Genomic DNA, 15,790 nt, shown 5'->3' with positions numbered 1-15,790 from the left:
CAAATCAAATGCTAAATACTATAAAATCTAATTTTTTAAAACAGTTAAAATCGTTTAGCTTTCAAATATTTTTTTCAGTTCTTTTTCTTGCCTTTTGCAACATAGGTAATACTCAGGGTATGCCTTATCTAAAAAAAGAGAAAAATAAGACTCAGCTAATGGTAGACGGAAAGCCATTTTTAATGTTAGCAGGAGAATTGTCTAATTCTGCCAGCGGAAGTGTAGAGTTAATGTCTCCAGGAGATAAGTATATTCCCAGAAAAACCTACGCAATGGTTAATGGGAGTTTGGGTAACGATACAGGCTATGATATGGATTATAAAGGTTCTATTTGGCAACAAATGGTTGAACTTAATGTTAATACGGTTCTTGTAGCTGTCTCTTGGCAAATGATAGAACCTGTGGAAGGTAAATTTGATTTTTCAGTGGTAGATGCCATGATTCAAGGGGCGAGAGAGAAAAATCTAAAATTAATCCCACTTTGGTTTGGGTCATGGAAAAACGGTATGTCTGGCTATGCACCACTTTGGCTCAAGAAAGATTACAAACGATTTCCAAGAACAAAAATACAGAATGAAGGTAGTATTGAAGTGGTTTCAACTTTTAGTGAAGAAGCTTTAAAAGCAGACGCAAAAGCTTTTACTGCACTTATGAAACATATTAAAGAAGTTGATAGTAAGGATAGAACTGTAATTATGGTTCAGGTAGAGAATGAAGTAGGTATTCTTGGAGATTCCAGAGATCGATCGAAAATTGCAGAAAAAGCATTTAATAGCTCTGTACCAGAGCAATTAATGGACTACCTTATTAAGAATAAGGGATACCTTGTAACCGATTTAGACACCTTATGGGCTACGACTGGCTATAAAGAATCAGGAAGTTGGTCAGAGGTATTTGGACCTAGCGTTTGGACGGATCTTTTATTTATGTCTTGGCAATACGCAACATATATGAATGAGGTTGCTAAACAAGGTAAAGCAGTATATAATTTACCCATGTTTGTTAATGCTTGGTTAGAATATGAAGATAGACCAAACCCTGGAGGTTTTCCAAGCGGTGGACCATTGCCACGTGTTATGGATGTTTGGAAAGCAGGTGCGCCAGATATTGATTTTATGAGTCCCGACATTTATGGAAGCAATTTTGTGGAATGGTGTGATCGCTATACAACACAGGGAGATCCATTATTTGTTCCTGAAACATGGTGGAATAAACCTGAATATGTGGCTTATATGCTCTATGCAATAGGAAATTATAATACTCTAGGAGTAGCTCCTTTTGGGATTGATAGATTAGATCCTGAAAAAAAGCAAGAGCTAAGTGTTATGTATAGCGCGGTGGAGTATTTAGCTCCTGAAATTTTAAAGAGTCAGAGTGATAAGAATAAAATGAGAGCATTTTTAATAGATAAAGATAATCCGTTTGTAGAATTTGAAATGGATGATTACTATGTAAAAGCGAGCCTCTACTCTCGACGAGGAGAAATAAAAGTAGAAGATGCACATGGTTTAATACTAAAGACAGGAGCTAATAAGTTTGTCGTTTTAGGTAGTCGTGCTGTTGTTAGTTTCCAATCAAAGACATCAGAAGATGAAAAGGTTGGTCTTGGAATAGTAAATGAATATGTTTATATAGATGGTAAATGGCAAAAAGGGAGAATGCTTGGAGGAGATGAAACCAATAGTGGACGGGGTATTTTTCTTCCAGTAGAAGGTTATGGTATTCAAGAAGCAGATATTTATAAGTATGAGTAGTTTGTAGGAAGTGATTTAATTTTTACTTGTATGGAGTTAAATTTATAATAAGATATAAAGACTATTGGTTGTGATTGATTAATTTTCTGAGAATTGATACAGATAAAATCTTGGTAAACAGATATGCTTAGTTTATCTGTCAATAAATTAATATGTAATAGCTTTTTGGTGTATCATCTTCTTTATGTTTTATGCTCACATTCTCGTTATTCAGAAATATTATTGATTAAATAGCCTTAAAATTTATACCCAAAAAATCATTCAATTTAGTATCTTCAAAATCTATTTTTAAAGGAGGTTAATGGCTGTAAATAAAGAACTGGAATTGGCTTGGGAGTTTGTAAATAATACAAACCGGTTTATATTTTTAACAGGTAAAGCAGGTACAGGTAAAACCACCTTTTTACACCATTTAAAAATGAATAGTTTAAAGCGTTTAGTTGTTGTTGCACCTACAGGTGTAGCAGCTATTAATGCTAAAGGCGTGACTATTCATTCGTTTTTTCAAATGCCTTTTGGACCCATTTTACCTGATACCGATTTAAATGCTTCCAAAGGGTTTAATAGAAAGTTTAGTAAGACCAAAATCAATATTATTAAGTCCATGGATTTATTAGTCATTGATGAAATTAGTATGGTACGTGCTGATTTGTTGGATGGTATTGATAAAACTTTACGTCGGTTTAGGAATAGGAATAAAGTATTTGGTGGTGTACAGGTTTTGATGATTGGTGACTTACAACAATTGTCTCCAGTTATAAAAGAGCAGGAATGGGATTTGTTAAAGCATATTTATAAAAATGGATTCTTTTTTAGTAGTCATGCCTTCCAACAATGTGATGCGATTACTATTGAGTTGAAACATATTTATAGGCAGGATAACCCAAAATTTATTGATATACTTAATGCCATTAGGAATAATGCCCTGACTGAAACCGAAGCTACGGAATTGAATAAACGTTTTATTCCAGATTTCACTCCTGAACCTGATGCGGGGTATATTTCTCTTACAACACATAATAATAAAGCGGAGGCAACTAATAAGACCGAACTAAATAAGTTAAAAACAAAATCTTTTACTTATGAGGCTGAAGTGGATGGTAAGTTTCCTGAGTATGCTTATCCAAATGCTGAGTCTTTAGAATTAAAGGTTGGAGCTCAGGTGATGTTTGTGAAAAATGATAGCAATGCTGAGAAGCGCTATTTTAATGGTAAGATAGGAAAAATCATTTTGTTGGATGCTGATGAAGTGGTAGTACACTGTCCAGATGATGATTTTAATATTAATGTAACGCCAGAAATTTGGGAAAATATTAATTATTCTGTTGATTCAGAAACCAAAGCTATTACCGAAGAAAAAATAGGGTCATACGCTCAAATGCCGTTGCGTTTGGCATGGTCTATTACCATCCATAAAAGTCAAGGGTTAACGTTTGAAAAGGCTATTATAGATGCTCAAGGCGCTTTTGCACATGGTCAAACATACGTAGCCTTGAGTAGATGTAAATCTTTAGAAGGTCTGGTCTTGAAAAGTAAGATTCATTCTAGTCAAATAATCAGTGATGCAAACGTCATTTCATTTAATAAAGAAGCAGAACAAAATGAGCCTGATGAAACGGTTTTAAAAACATCTCAAAAAAACTTTCAATTGGATTTAATTTTTGAGGTTTTTGATTTTTATCCGATGCTATATCCTGTAAATCGAATTCTTGATATTTATTATAAAAACAGAACAGTCATTGAAGGCCAAGTTGAAGCCCCTTTCGCAACTATTAAAGACACTATTGCTAACTTTTTAAAAGTGAGTAATGGCTTTAAAGCCCAATTAAATAAACTTTCTGATACTGAAGATTTACCTGAAACAAGTGCTTTGATTCAAGAACGTTTTAAAAAGGCTATTGAGTATTTTAAATTGGAATTAGAAACAAAGATTTTAACCCTATTAAAAACCTTTACTTTTACTACAGATAACCAAGCGGTTGGAGGTGAAATAACGAAACATTTAGACAGTTTAGAGGACTTACTAACCACCAAACAATTATATTTTAATGGTTTAAAAAATGGCTTTGTAGCAAAGTTGTTTTTGGAGTTGAGAGCTAAGGCAGTATTTAGTGGTAAGGAAAAACCAAAAAAGAAAAGAAAGGCGGTTATTGACGGCACTAGCAATGTAGAATTATTTGAATTGTTACGCACATTAAGAAATGAAATTGCTGATGAAAAAGAACTCATTCATTATCAAATTTTCACTCAAAAAGCTTTATATGAGATGTGTGAAACTTTACCAGTTACTAAAAAGGAATTGCTAAAGGTTAATGGCATGGGAAAAACACGTGTTGAAAAATATGGAACTGCTATTTTGAAAGTGATTCTTTCGTATTGTGAAGAAAATGATATTGAAACAAAAAGTGATGCTGATATTTTTGAAGATGAAAAACCTAAAAAGAAAAAAGGAGATACCAAGAGAGAATCTTTGACCTTGTTTAAATCGGGAAAATCTATTGCATATATTGCTGAAGAACGAGAATTAAATGAGAATACTATTTTTGGGCACCTTGCAAGTTTTATTGCTTCAGGAGAAGTATATATCACAGATTTAATAGAGGAAGCTCATTACAAGGAATTAAAAGACTTGATACCTAAAATAACTTTCGAAAATTTATCAGATTTAAAACATCAACTCCCTGAAACATATAGTTATGGAGAAATCCGATTGGTGTTACAGCACTTAAATGATTAACGTTTTTAAATATACATCTTACTTACTTTATATTATCTACTTGATTTTTTCTAAAATGACTTGGAGGTTGTCCTACATGTTTTTTAAAAACCTGTAAAAAGGAAGTGTAATTTTCATATCCAACTTTTATAGATATCTCTATTAAAGAATAGTTAGTAGTTATTAATAGTAATTCAGCTCTTTCAATACGTTTAATTTGGATATAAAGACTTGGTCTCATTTTAAATTGATTATTAAACATTCTTGAAAAATAATCTCTGTTAAGGTTGGTATAGGCTGCTAATTCTGTAATACTTATTTTTTTATGAAGATTTTGAGATATATAATTAATGACTTTATTTAATCTTGTTTTTCCACTTGTTCCAGTGTTTTTATGATCTAGTTTTATAAATTTTGATAAAATAATTTTAAGAATAGCTTGAGTTTCCATCATCTTACTTGAGTACAATTCTGAATTATGCAAATACCCTTGTGGAGTACGTGAAAAGAATTTTTCCTTAGTGTTTATTTTTAAAAGTCTATCAAAACAATTGATATCTAAAGGTGTAGCCTTTATTTGGTGCTTAAATGCCATGAAGTTATATATAGAAAAGCTATTGCCAAATGTTTCAATATAACTCATTTGAATATGTGAATGACCAGAATGACACTTAAAGCTACTATGAGCGTAACTTGGCACTAAGTATATATGACCAGATAATAGGTTTATTTTTTTTCTATCAATAATGATGTATCCAGCTCCTTTTTTAATAAAATAAAATTTTGAAAAAGGATTTATAATATTATCAAAGCCCCAAGTTTTGTTAAACACAATTTGTTCTATATTTATTAAATTGAGATGTAAAGATTGGTTTGTGTTAAGCATATAGATTAGAAATTTATGTACCCTTTTCTAAACTTACCAGGAGTATTACCAGTAATGCGTTTAAATGTTTTTGAAAAGTGTGGTACATCAAACAAACCTACTTCTTCAGCTATTTGTTTCATAGTTTTTTTAGTTGATAATAATAGAATTTGAGCTCTTTCAATACGCTTTAATTGGATATATTTATTTGGTCTCATACCAAAATATTCTAAAAATTTTTTAGAGAAGTAATCTGTATTCAAGTCACAATATTCTGCAAGATGACTTATTTTTATATCTGTATTGAGATTTGTGGAAATTTCGGGAAGTATTTTAATTAAATTGTTTTTAGTATTTAAAGAAGATTTATTTTCATTTCGATTAATAAGAAATTTTGAAATAAAGTATTCCAGAATGGCCTGAGTTTCTATTTTGGTTTTGGTATTAGTTTTAGTTGAAGTGTTCAGTAAGTTATTTTTTATATGAGGTTTTGGAGTTGAGTCTGTAATGTATTTATTCGGATTAAGTTTTACTAGACGCTCAAAAATAGTCTTATCCAGATTTGTAATTTTCACTTCGTTTTCAAAAGATCTTAAATTGAAAATGGAATGCCCTGATTTTAATTCTTCAAAAAAACCACAATAAATATGTTCATGGTAATCATCACATTTATAGCTATTATTAATATAACTAGGAATTAAATACATGTACCCAGGCTTTAATATAAAAGTCTTATTTGGTAAAATTAGATCTGCACGACCTTTAGTCATTAAAATGATTCGCACAAAAGGACTAATAACGTTTTGATAATTCCATAAATTATTAAGATGGGCATATCCTGTATGGAGTAAAGTAAGGTTTAAAGTATTTGATTGGTCTTTCATTTAAAAGTAATACCAGTATAAAATAAATATCTATTCGATTACAAAGTAATGTAAAAATCGGAAATGTACAATTATTAGTCTGTTTTGAATAGAGTGTCATGAGCTATATGCCTATAACTTTGTATCTCTAGCAGAAAATTTAAGTTATAAATAGGTATGAGATTATGTTTCCTAATATTGGTAGCTGTATTGTTGTGTTCATGTAACAAAGCAGAATTACCAGAATCAGTATATTTAGAGTACCAGAAACTACCAAAAAATGTTGATTTTAATCAGCATGTAAAACCCATTTTATCCGACAAATGTTTTTTATGTCATGGTCCAGATAAAGGGAATATTAAAGGCGGTTTGCAACTCCATTCAGCAGAATTTGCATATTCTGAACTTTCAGAAAGTCCTGGTAAATTCGCTATAAAACCTAAAAATTTAAGTAAAAGTGAGTTCTTCCATAGGATTATGACAGATGATCCAGAATTGATTATGCCAGAGCCAAGTTCTCATTTATCATTATCTAATTATGAAAAGGCTGTTCTAGTAAAATGGATAGAAGACGGCGCTGAATATAAAGATCATTGGGCATTTTTAAAACCAGAAAAACCAGAAATACCAACTGTTAAACAAACCAGTTTTGTATCAAGTCCCATAGATAACTTTGTTGTAGCTCAATTAGAAAACTTAAAACTATCGCCTTCTAAAAAAGCGGATAAAGAAGTGTTATTAAGACGTGCTTCTTTTGACTTAACAGGTTTGCCTCCTACTTTAGATGAGATTAAAAACTTTTTAAACGATACATCTCCAAACGCATTTGAAAAACAAATAGATAGACTTTTAGCTTCACCTCATTATGGAGAGCACATGACTTTAGACTGGATGGACCTTTCTAGATACGCTGACACCCACGGTTATAGTAATGACAGATATAGAGATACATCTCCATGGAGAGATTGGGTTATTGATGCCTTTAATAAAAATATGCCTTATGATGAGTTTGTTACTTGGCAACTAGCTGGAGACATGTTTGAAAACGCGACTAAAGAGCAAAAACTAGCGACTACTTTTAATAGATTACATCCGCAAAATTTAGAAGGCGGTATTATTGACGAAGAATTTAGATCTGAATATGTAGCGGACAGAACAGCTACAGTTAGTCAAGGCTTATTAGGATTATCTTATGCCTGTGCTAAATGTCACGATCATAAATATGACCCCATTTCTCAAAAGAACTATTACGAAATGTATAGTTTTTTCAATAATGTAGACGAAACAGGATTAATTCCTTGGGATTTAGCTACTCCTGTTCCTGCGATGCTTTTACCTACTAAAGAACAAGAAGGGGTTTTAGCATATTTAGAAACCCTTGTAGATGAATCTGAAGATAAACTTCAAACCACGTTTAAAAAGGAGGAAGATGCAGTTAATAAATGGATGGCAAGTAGCGCCTACAAGAAAATTCCTTTAAAAGCCAAACCAAAAGGGCTAATTGCTGCTTTTAATTTTGATAATCAAAAATTGATTAATTCCGTTGGCGGCAATGGAAGAAACAACATAAGAATGCGTCAGCAATTTGTTGATAATGAAAAAGCTATTTACAAGGAAGGGGCAAGTGGTAAAGGCCTTTTTATGAATGGAGATACTTGGTTAGAATTGGATAAAATAGGTGTCTTTAAACGAAATCAACCTTTTAGTATAGGTATACAAGTTTTTATACCTAAAGATCTAGAAACAGGAGTTATTTTTCATAAAATGAACAGCCCTGAATTGCATAGTTTTAGAGGGTATCATTTAAAAATAAAAGACAATAAAATTGAAGCGTTACTAGCACATGTTTATCCAGATAATGCTATTGTGGTAGAGTCTTTAAAAGACATTCCTAAAGAAAAGTGGGTGCAATTAACAATGACTTATGACGGGTCTAGTAAGGCCAAAGGAGTAAACATTTTTATGGATGGTGTAAAGCTTGAAACCGAAACATCTTATGATAATTTGTATAAAGACATTGTTTTTAACGGCATTCGATTATATGGTCCAGGAAGTGAGCGTCTTGAGCCTGGTTTACGTATAGGAGCAGTATGGAGAGGGAAAGGTATTAGAAATGCTGTAGTGGATGATGTATTAGTTTTTAACAAAGAAATCAACGATATTGAAGTGATGCAAATTAGTAATGCTGAAAAACTTAAATCTTTAATTTCAAAGCCTTTAAATGGCCTTGAAATCCAAGACAAAACGTTGCTAACTAAATACTATTTATCAAATAATTCATCAAAATATAATAAGGCTTTAAAAGAGTTAGAAAATAAAAGAAAAGTTTTGGTTGATAGTGTAGAGCCAATACAACAAATCATGGTTATGAAGGAGCAAAAAACGCCTCGACAAGCCTATATTTTAGATCGAGGAAATTATGATGCTCCAACCGATTCTGTTTTTCCAAATACGCCAGATAAAATCTTTCCTATGGCGGAAGGTTTACCTAAAAATAGATTAGGTTTAGCCCAATGGATTACAGAAAAAAATAATCCACTAACGGCTCGTGTTACAGTAAATAGATATTGGCAAAACATTTTTGGTAGAGGATTAGTAAATACGTCCGAAGATTTTGGAAACCAAGGAGAATTACCAAGTCATCCCGCTTTATTAGATTGGTTAGCTGTTACTTTTATGGAGTCTGGCTGGGATGTAAAAGCGCTACACAAAACTATTATGTTGTCTAGCACGTATCAACAAAGCTCTATTATAGATGAAGAACTTTTAGCCATAGATGGAGAAAACAAATGGTTGGCCAGAGGGCCTTCAACCAGGTTGTCTGGAGAAATGCTAAGAGATAATGCTTTATTTGCTTCTGGATTATTAAATAAAACCGTTGGAGGAGAAAGCGTAAGACCATATCAACCAGCAGGACTATGGAAAGTAAATGGGGATACTTACATTCAAGATGGAGAAGAAGGGCTTTATAGAAGAAGTATGTATACCATTTGGAAACGTACCGTACCGAATCCTACAATTTCTATTTTTGATGCACCTACACGAGATTTATGCTCTACCCGTAGACAAAAAACGAACACACCACTTCAAGCGCTTGTTATTTTAAATGACCCTACATACATTGAAGCATCAAGAGTGTTAGGAAAACAGATTACCGATGCCGAAGATTTAAAAACAGGAATTACTCATGCTTTTAAAAAGTTAACGGGGCGTCAAATTTCTGATAAAGAACTCAGCCTATTAACAGAATTACAAAAAGAAGAATTTAAAAAGTTTGATAGTAATATCGAAAAAACCAAAGGCTGGCTTCAAACAGGCGCTTTTAAAATATCAGAAACTGATAATAAAGCGCTAATTGCTGCAAACGCGGTCGTGGCAAGTACAATTATGAATGCCGATGCCAGTATTACTAAACGATAAATTGCTAAACTCTAAATAAAAGACATTATGTGTGATGATCATCATAAAAAATTAACTTCTAATAATAGAGATTTAAAAAAAATTGAAAATCAACTAGACCGGAGACATTTTCTTAAGAAAACCTCTTTAGGTCTGGGAGCTATAGCTTTAAGCAGTTTATTAGGAACAGAAAAAATGTATGGATCTATCGGTAAAAAAAGTACCGAAGACATGATTTTGGATACCTACAATAAAAACAGACTTGGTTTACCGCACCATTTACCAAAAGCTAAAAGGATTATATATTTATTTCAAAGTGGAGGTCCATCGCAATTAGACTTATTTGATTATAAACCAAAATTAGTTGACATGTTTGGTAAGGAATTACCAGAATCTGTTATGGGAGGTCAAAGACTTACAGGAATGAGTGGAAACCAAAGTACCTTACCTGTAGCGCCGTCTTCTTTTAAGTTTAAACAATATGGCGAATCTAGAGCATGGGTCAGTAATGCGATGCCTTATTTATCTGAAGTTGTAGACGATTTATGTTTTGTAAAAGGCATGCAAACCGATCAAATTAATCATACCCCTGCCATTACTTTTATGCAGACAGGGCATCAATTACCTGGTAGACCATCTATAGGGTCTTGGTTAAGTTATGGTTTGGGTTCAGATAATGAAAACCTCCCTACATTTATCACCTTAGTGTCTAAAAATGGCAAAGGGCAACCGCTTAAAGCTAGTTTATGGGGAAATGGTTTTTTACCAACAGAACATCAAGGTGTGCAGTTTAGATCCGGTAAAGACCCTGTTTTATATTTAAGTGATCCTGAAAATTACGATGGAAATGACAGAAGGAATATGCTAGATTACCTAGGTAATTTAAATGAAATTCAAAAGGATTCTTATGGCGATCCAGAAATCCAAGCACGAATGGCTCAATATGAAATGGCATTTAAAATGCAAACTTCTGTTCCTGAAGTCACAGATTTATCTGATGAACCTGAACATATTTTTGATTTATATGGCAAAGATAGTAAAGACCCAGGGACATATGCAGCCAATTGTTTAATGGCTAGAAAACTATTAGAAAAAGGCGTCAAATTTGTACAACTTTACCATCAAGGTTGGGATCAACATAACTTTTGTCCAGGAGGTGTTAAAAGCCAGTCCAAAAATACAGATCAAGCTAATGCAGCCTTAATAAAAGATTTAAAACAACGTGGCATGCTTGACGACACACTTGTTATATGGGGTGGAGAATTTGGTAGAACAGTGTATTCGCAAGGCCAACTAACAGATAAAAATTACGGAAGAGATCATCATCCTAAAGCATTTACCATGTGGATGGCTGGTGCAGGTGTGAAGCCTGGTTTTTCTTATGGAGAAACAGACGACTTTAGTTATAACGTTGTAAAAGACCCAGTTCATGTCCATGATTTTCATGCTACTTTAATGCATTTAGTGGGTGTAGATCATGAGCGTTTAACCTTTAAGCATCAAGGGCGCCGTTATCGATTAACAGATGTACACGGACATGTTGTTAAAGATTTATTAACCTAAACCAAACCCTTAAAATTATGTCATCAAGAAGAGATTTTATTAAAAAAACAGGACTTGCAGGAGCGGCTTTAGCTACTGTACCTTCATTTGGTTTTCATATCATTAAAAAGCCAAAAGAGAAAGAAATAATTTTAGGTCATGGGGATTATAAATATAAATTAATTAGAGATTGGGCTAAAATGAGCTCCATTGAAACCCCTTTACTTAATTGTCATGAAATGCAAATGGACAGTAAGGGTAGGCTAGTCATGATTGGAGACCACCCTAAAAATAATGTTATCATTTTTGATAAATCAGGAAATGTTATAGATTCATGGGGAACCGCTTACCCTGGCGGACATGGTTTAACCATTTCTGATGAAGGCGGCGAGGAGTTTTTGTTTTTAGCAGATTCAGGTTGGTTTTTAAACAAACAAGGGGGATGGACAAAACATAACGGACGGATTACGAAAACCACTATGGATGGTCGTGTTGTTTTTGATATGGGACACCCTGTAACTATAGGAATATATAAACCAGGAGAATCATTTTGTCCAACAGAAACAGCTATAGGACCTAATGGCGATATTTATGTGGCTGATGGATATGGGATGAGTAGAATTATTCAATATGATTACAACGGTAGATATATTAGACATTGGGGAGGTAGTGATAATCCTGATGAAAATTACCAGATAAAAAGTGCCCATGGCGTTGCTATAGATTACAGAGAAAAAGATAACCCCATGGTTGTCGTGACCTCTAGAAGTCAAGCTTGTTTTAAATGGTTTACACTTGATGGTAAATATATTAAAACATTACATCTGCCTAATATGCAAGTATGCAGACCCGTATTTGATGATACTAATTTATATGCTGGTGTTTGTTGGTCTCAACCTAAAGTAGGTCAAACAGATTGGACACAACCCACTGGTTTTGTTACCATTTTAGAAGGTGATAAAGTGGTTTCAAACCCGGGAGCTACAGCGCCTTTATATGTAAATGGACAACTTCAAAAATCGTATCAATTACTAGATAAACCCATTTCTCATGGTCATGATGTATGTGTTGATAATGATAAAAACTTGTACATATGTCAGTGGAGAGCTGATAAAACACCACCACTAAAACTAGAACGCGTTTAAAAATATAAAGAATAAAAGTATATGGATAGTAGTGTTCCAGATTTTGTATTGTTTTTAGGTAGATTTCATCCACTTATCGTGCATTTGCCCATTGGGTTTTTGGTTTTTGCTTTTTTATTGGAATTATTGGGTAAGAAAAAGAAGTATGAGGGCCTTACGGTAGCCATTCCTTTGGCTTTATTGTTAGGTTTTGCTTCTGCTCTAGTAGCATGTATTCTAGGTTATATGTTGTCTATGAGTGGAGATTATGAGGCATCAATGCTTGATGATCATTTTTGGTTTGGTGTCATCACAACAGTCATTGTACTAGTTGCTTGGTTAATTAGAACCGATTGGATTAAAATATCTAAATTGAAAGGTGTTAAAGCTAATATTTCAATATTATCGCTTATAGTTGTTTTAATAAGTATAGCGGGGCACTATGGCGGAAATTTAACGCATGGCAGTGATTATTTAACCAAGTATTTGCCATTCAATAAGAAAGAAAAGAAGGTGCTTCCAAAACTAGAGAAGGTTGAAGATGCCATTGTATTTGATTATTTAGCACAACCCATATTAGAAGAAAAATGTTTAAGTTGCCATAATTCTAGTAAGAAAAAAGGTGGCTTGTCTTTACAAGATTCATTGTCCATTTTCAAAGGAGGTAAAAATGGTAAAGCTTTGATTGCAGGTAATGCGCATGATTCTGAAATGATAAAGCGCGCTTTACTAGATAAGACTCATGAAGACGTGATGCCACCGGAAGGAAAAACACCTTTAACTGAAGAAGAAATAGCCATTTTACAGTATTGGATTGAAAGTGCCAATGCGGATTTCAATACTAAAATATCTTCAATTGAGACTTCTGAAGATGTTTTGCATATTGCGTCAAATATGTTAGGCTTTAAGGGAGAAGCTAAACGTGGTGATATAGATTTACCAGTTGCTACCGTTGTAGATGAGGGTATTCTTAAAGATGTTATTTCAGAAGGATTTAGCATTAAGGAATTAGTTTTTGATTCTAATATTTATGAGGTCGTTCTACCTTCTAATAATATAACTAAATATTCAAATCAGTTAACTTCAAAATTAGAAAAGTTATCAAAGATAAAAGACAATATTTTATGGCTATATATTGAAGATAATAACCTTTCTGATGGCCACTTAAAACTGATTTCTTCTTTTAATAATTTACAAAAATTAGTTATAAATAGAAATAATATTACCGATGCAGGGATCCAACTTTTAGAGAACCATAATAGTTTGTTAAGTTTGAATATTTACGGAAATAGTATTGCTGAAGGGAGTTTGAAAAGTTTTTCAAAAATGAAAAATTTGCAAAAAGTATACGCTTGGCAAACAGGAATCACTCCAGCTCATTTAGAAAACTATGTGGACAACCAAGATTTTCCTGAAGTGATTTTAGGAATACGTTAGTTAAAAATAAGATTCTTTATAATTCAACACATTTTATGTGTGGTTTTTAATACAGCTTCAGAGGTTATTTTTACTGTTAAATGCGCAAGTTTTTTTTTAAAAGCCTCTTTTGTAATGATTGTTAAAGTTTATTTTCAGAAGATGTGATTCCGGCTAGCTGTTCAAATGAATAGTTTAATTTGAAGTATTATTTTTAAATTACCCTTGTAAGGATATACACATTTGAAGACTAAATATAAATATTTATAAAATATTTATAAAATATTTAGTTATTTTTAGAGTCTATGAATCTACTTACCCAGTCTTCGCTTAAAACACTTCAAAAAGCCCAAATATTATTAGCTAATTTAACCAATGTTCAATTAGCTAATGCTACGGTGCCTCCTTATAATTCCAGTATAGGTTCACATATAAGACATATTTTAGATTTTTATGATTGTATATTTAATTTGAATGATAAGAATCAAATTGATTTAACAGCTAGAAGCAGAAATAAAGACGTAGAGTGTGATTGTGACTGTGCAAATTCTTATTTAACTGATATTATCAATAGATTAAAAACAACTACAATTGAACCAAATCAGATTATCATGGTCATTGATGATTTAGGACTTGGAAAGACTGAAATACCCTACACTTACGGAGCTTTGTTATCTCAAGCCAATAGCCATACCATACACCATTATGCTATTATAAACTATATTTTTGACCGCCTAGGAATTGTTATTAATGATGCCGAGTTTGGATATAATCCTACTACTCCAAAACAAACGTCTTTAAACTAAGCTATATTAAATTTGTTTTATTTCTTTTTGAACATACTGTCCATAATAGTGTTAATGCCTTTAAAGGCGAAGAATATTGCTAAGCAGCAAATAATTATTGCTAGTATTAAAATGGGAATGTATAAAGGCTTTTCTTGATTGGTTAAAGCTACATAAACTAATGTAGGGCCTAGAAACATACACCCTAAAGAAACCCCCATGGTTTTTAATCCTTTCGCAAGAATATCTCTATCTGTTTTATTGTCTTCCATCATGGTAATTTTGAACTGCTAAACGGACACTTCCAAATTCGTTTAATAAATCTTCAGCTTCTTTTTGCGGAATGTTTAGTTCTGCCATAATCATTTTGGTGCCTCTGTCAACCAGTTTATTGTTGCTTAATTGCATATCTACCATTTTGTTGCCTTTAATATGCCCCAATTGAATCATAGTAGATGTTGTTATCATATTAAGTACTAACTTTTGAGCAGTTCCAGCTTTCATTCTTGAACTTCCTGTTACAAACTCAGGACCTACAATAACTTCAATAGGAAATTGAGCGGTTTGTGATAATGGACTATTGTGATTACAGGTTATACATCCTGTAATGATATTATTTTCGTTACATTTTTCCAAAGCAGAAATAACATAAGGCGTTGTGCCTGAAGCTGCAATACCTACAACCACATCTTTATCTGTTATAGAATAGGCTTGTAAGTCTTCCCAACCTAGATTCAGTGAGTCTTCAGCAAATTCCACGGCTTTTCTAATGGCTATATCTCCACCGGCAATAATACCAATTACCAAATCATGCGAAACACCAAAAGTAGGAGGGCATTCCGATGCATCCAAAATTCCTAAACGACCACTTGTACCTGCACCTATATAAAATAAGCGTCCACCTTGTTTTAATTTGTTTACAATGTGTTCGACTAGTTTTTCTATCTGAGGTAATGCTTTTTCAACAGCTAAAGGAACGGTTTGGTCTTCGTTGTTTATGTTTTTGAGCAATTCTGAAACAGACATCTTTTCCAGATGATTATAATTAGAATCTTGCTCGGTTGTTTTAGTGAAACTCATAGCTCAAAAATACGTAAAAAAATGATTTGGATTGGGTATTGCTTACTTAGTTTACAAGGCGAAAGTATTAAAAATATTAAGTCACGCAGGTGACTAATATTCACAAATATTTGAAAAATATTTAGATTTTTATGTTTGTATAATCATTTTTCAACAATCACAGCCTGCCAGCTGGCGGGTTTTACAAATTTTAAATGAGCTAAACTCATTTATTCTTTCTAATTAGTGCTTTTGTGGCTAAAAAAG

11 protein-coding genes are annotated in these 15,790 nt (G+C 32.8%); 7 read left to right on the top strand and 4 right to left on the bottom strand.

What is annotated here, in order from left to right:
* Window positions 1-158 precede the first annotated feature (158 nt).
* Both ABD935_RS14395 and ABD935_RS14390 read left to right on the top strand, forming a co-directional pair.
* Window positions 159-1,754: a GH35 family beta-galactosidase gene (locus ABD935_RS14395; RefSeq protein WP_345193152.1), complete on the top strand. Its 1,596-nt coding sequence runs from the start codon at window positions 159-161 to the stop codon at window positions 1,752-1,754.
* A gap of 301 nt (window positions 1,755-2,055) precedes the next feature.
* Complete coding sequence (locus tag ABD935_RS14390) at window positions 2,056-4,491, top strand: helix-turn-helix domain-containing protein (protein ID WP_345193150.1); 2,436 nt, start codon at window positions 2,056-2,058, stop codon at window positions 4,489-4,491.
* Between the two features lie 22 nt (window positions 4,492-4,513).
* Here ABD935_RS14390 and ABD935_RS14385 read toward each other — a convergent pair whose 3' ends face one another.
* Together ABD935_RS14385 and ABD935_RS14380 are read right to left on the bottom strand one after the other, a co-directional pair.
* On the bottom strand, window positions 4,514-5,356 hold the full coding sequence (locus tag ABD935_RS14385) for a helix-turn-helix domain-containing protein (protein WP_345193148.1): 843 nt from the start codon (window positions 5,354-5,356) through the stop codon (window positions 4,514-4,516).
* 5 nt (window positions 5,357-5,361) lie between these two features.
* On the bottom strand, window positions 5,362-6,219 hold the full coding sequence (locus tag ABD935_RS14380; RefSeq protein WP_345193146.1) for a helix-turn-helix domain-containing protein: 858 nt from the start codon (window positions 6,217-6,219) through the stop codon (window positions 5,362-5,364).
* Window positions 6,220-6,375: 156 nt separating this feature from the next.
* On the opposite strand from ABD935_RS14380, the gene ABD935_RS14375 reads away from it, so the two are divergent.
* The 5 genes from ABD935_RS14375 to ABD935_RS14355 all read left to right on the top strand — a co-directional run bounded on the left by ABD935_RS14375 (window position 6,376) and on the right by ABD935_RS14355 (window position 14,485).
* Window positions 6,376-9,618: a DUF1553 domain-containing protein gene (locus ABD935_RS14375; protein WP_345193144.1), complete on the top strand. Its 3,243-nt coding sequence runs from the start codon at window positions 6,376-6,378 to the stop codon at window positions 9,616-9,618.
* A 27-nt stretch (window positions 9,619-9,645) separates the two neighbouring features.
* Window positions 9,646-11,160 (top strand): DUF1501 domain-containing protein, encoded by a 1,515-nt coding sequence (locus ABD935_RS14370; protein WP_345193143.1) that lies wholly within the window; start codon window positions 9,646-9,648, stop codon window positions 11,158-11,160.
* Window positions 11,161-11,177: 17 nt separating this feature from the next.
* Window positions 11,178-12,284 carry a twin-arginine translocation signal domain-containing protein gene (locus ABD935_RS14365; protein ID WP_345193141.1) on the top strand — a complete coding sequence of 369 codons (1,107 nt, stop codon included), beginning with the start codon at window positions 11,178-11,180 and terminating at the stop codon, window positions 12,282-12,284.
* Between the two features lie 21 nt (window positions 12,285-12,305).
* Window positions 12,306-13,700, top strand: a complete 1,395-nt coding sequence (locus tag ABD935_RS14360) for a c-type cytochrome domain-containing protein (RefSeq protein ID WP_345193139.1) — start codon at window positions 12,306-12,308, stop codon at window positions 13,698-13,700.
* Window positions 13,701-13,984: 284 nt separating this feature from the next.
* On the top strand, window positions 13,985-14,485 hold the full coding sequence (locus ABD935_RS14355; RefSeq protein ID WP_345193137.1) for a hypothetical protein: 501 nt from the start codon (window positions 13,985-13,987) through the stop codon (window positions 14,483-14,485).
* Window positions 14,486-14,502: 17 nt separating this feature from the next.
* On the opposite strand, the gene ABD935_RS14350 is transcribed toward ABD935_RS14355, so the two are convergent.
* Both ABD935_RS14350 and murQ read right to left on the bottom strand, forming a co-directional pair.
* Entirely contained in the window at window positions 14,503-14,736 is a 234-nt protein-coding gene (locus tag ABD935_RS14350) for a DUF6095 family protein (protein ID WP_345193134.1), read from the bottom strand.
* Window positions 14,723-15,544 (bottom strand): N-acetylmuramic acid 6-phosphate etherase, encoded by an 822-nt coding sequence (gene murQ, locus ABD935_RS14345; protein WP_345193132.1) that lies wholly within the window; start codon window positions 15,542-15,544, stop codon window positions 14,723-14,725. The genes ABD935_RS14350 and murQ overlap by 14 nt, the downstream gene beginning before the upstream one ends.
* Window positions 15,545-15,790 lie beyond the last annotated feature (246 nt).

Source organism: Algibacter agarivorans, from assembly GCF_039543245.1.
Taxonomy (GTDB): domain Bacteria; phylum Bacteroidota; class Bacteroidia; order Flavobacteriales; family Flavobacteriaceae; genus Algibacter_G; species Algibacter_G agarivorans.
This window is presented reverse-complemented; position numbering and strand designations above follow the sequence as displayed.

Excerpts from the sequence above, each read along its gene's own strand:
- ABD935_RS14395 (WP_345193152.1), top strand. The coding sequence starts at position 159 with ATGGTAGACGGAAAGCCATTTTTAATGTTAGCAGGAGAATTGTCTAAT.
- ABD935_RS14390 (WP_345193150.1), top strand. The coding sequence starts at position 2,056 with ATGGCTGTAAATAAAGAACTGGAATTGGCTTGGGAGTTTGTAAATAAT.
- ABD935_RS14385 (WP_345193148.1), bottom strand. The coding sequence starts at position 5,356 with ATGCTTAACACAAACCAATCTTTACATCTCAATTTAATAAATATAGAA.
- ABD935_RS14380 (WP_345193146.1), bottom strand. The coding sequence starts at position 6,219 with ATGAAAGACCAATCAAATACTTTAAACCTTACTTTACTCCATACAGGA.
- ABD935_RS14375 (WP_345193144.1), top strand. The coding sequence starts at position 6,376 with ATGAGATTATGTTTCCTAATATTGGTAGCTGTATTGTTGTGTTCATGT.
- ABD935_RS14370 (WP_345193143.1), top strand. The coding sequence starts at position 9,646 with ATGTGTGATGATCATCATAAAAAATTAACTTCTAATAATAGAGATTTA.
- ABD935_RS14365 (WP_345193141.1), top strand. The coding sequence starts at position 11,178 with ATGTCATCAAGAAGAGATTTTATTAAAAAAACAGGACTTGCAGGAGCG.
- ABD935_RS14360 (WP_345193139.1), top strand. The coding sequence starts at position 12,306 with ATGGATAGTAGTGTTCCAGATTTTGTATTGTTTTTAGGTAGATTTCAT.
- ABD935_RS14355 (WP_345193137.1), top strand. The coding sequence starts at position 13,985 with ATGAATCTACTTACCCAGTCTTCGCTTAAAACACTTCAAAAAGCCCAA.
- ABD935_RS14350 (WP_345193134.1), bottom strand. The coding sequence starts at position 14,736 with ATGGAAGACAATAAAACAGATAGAGATATTCTTGCGAAAGGATTAAAA.
- murQ (WP_345193132.1), bottom strand. The coding sequence starts at position 15,544 with ATGAGTTTCACTAAAACAACCGAGCAAGATTCTAATTATAATCATCTG.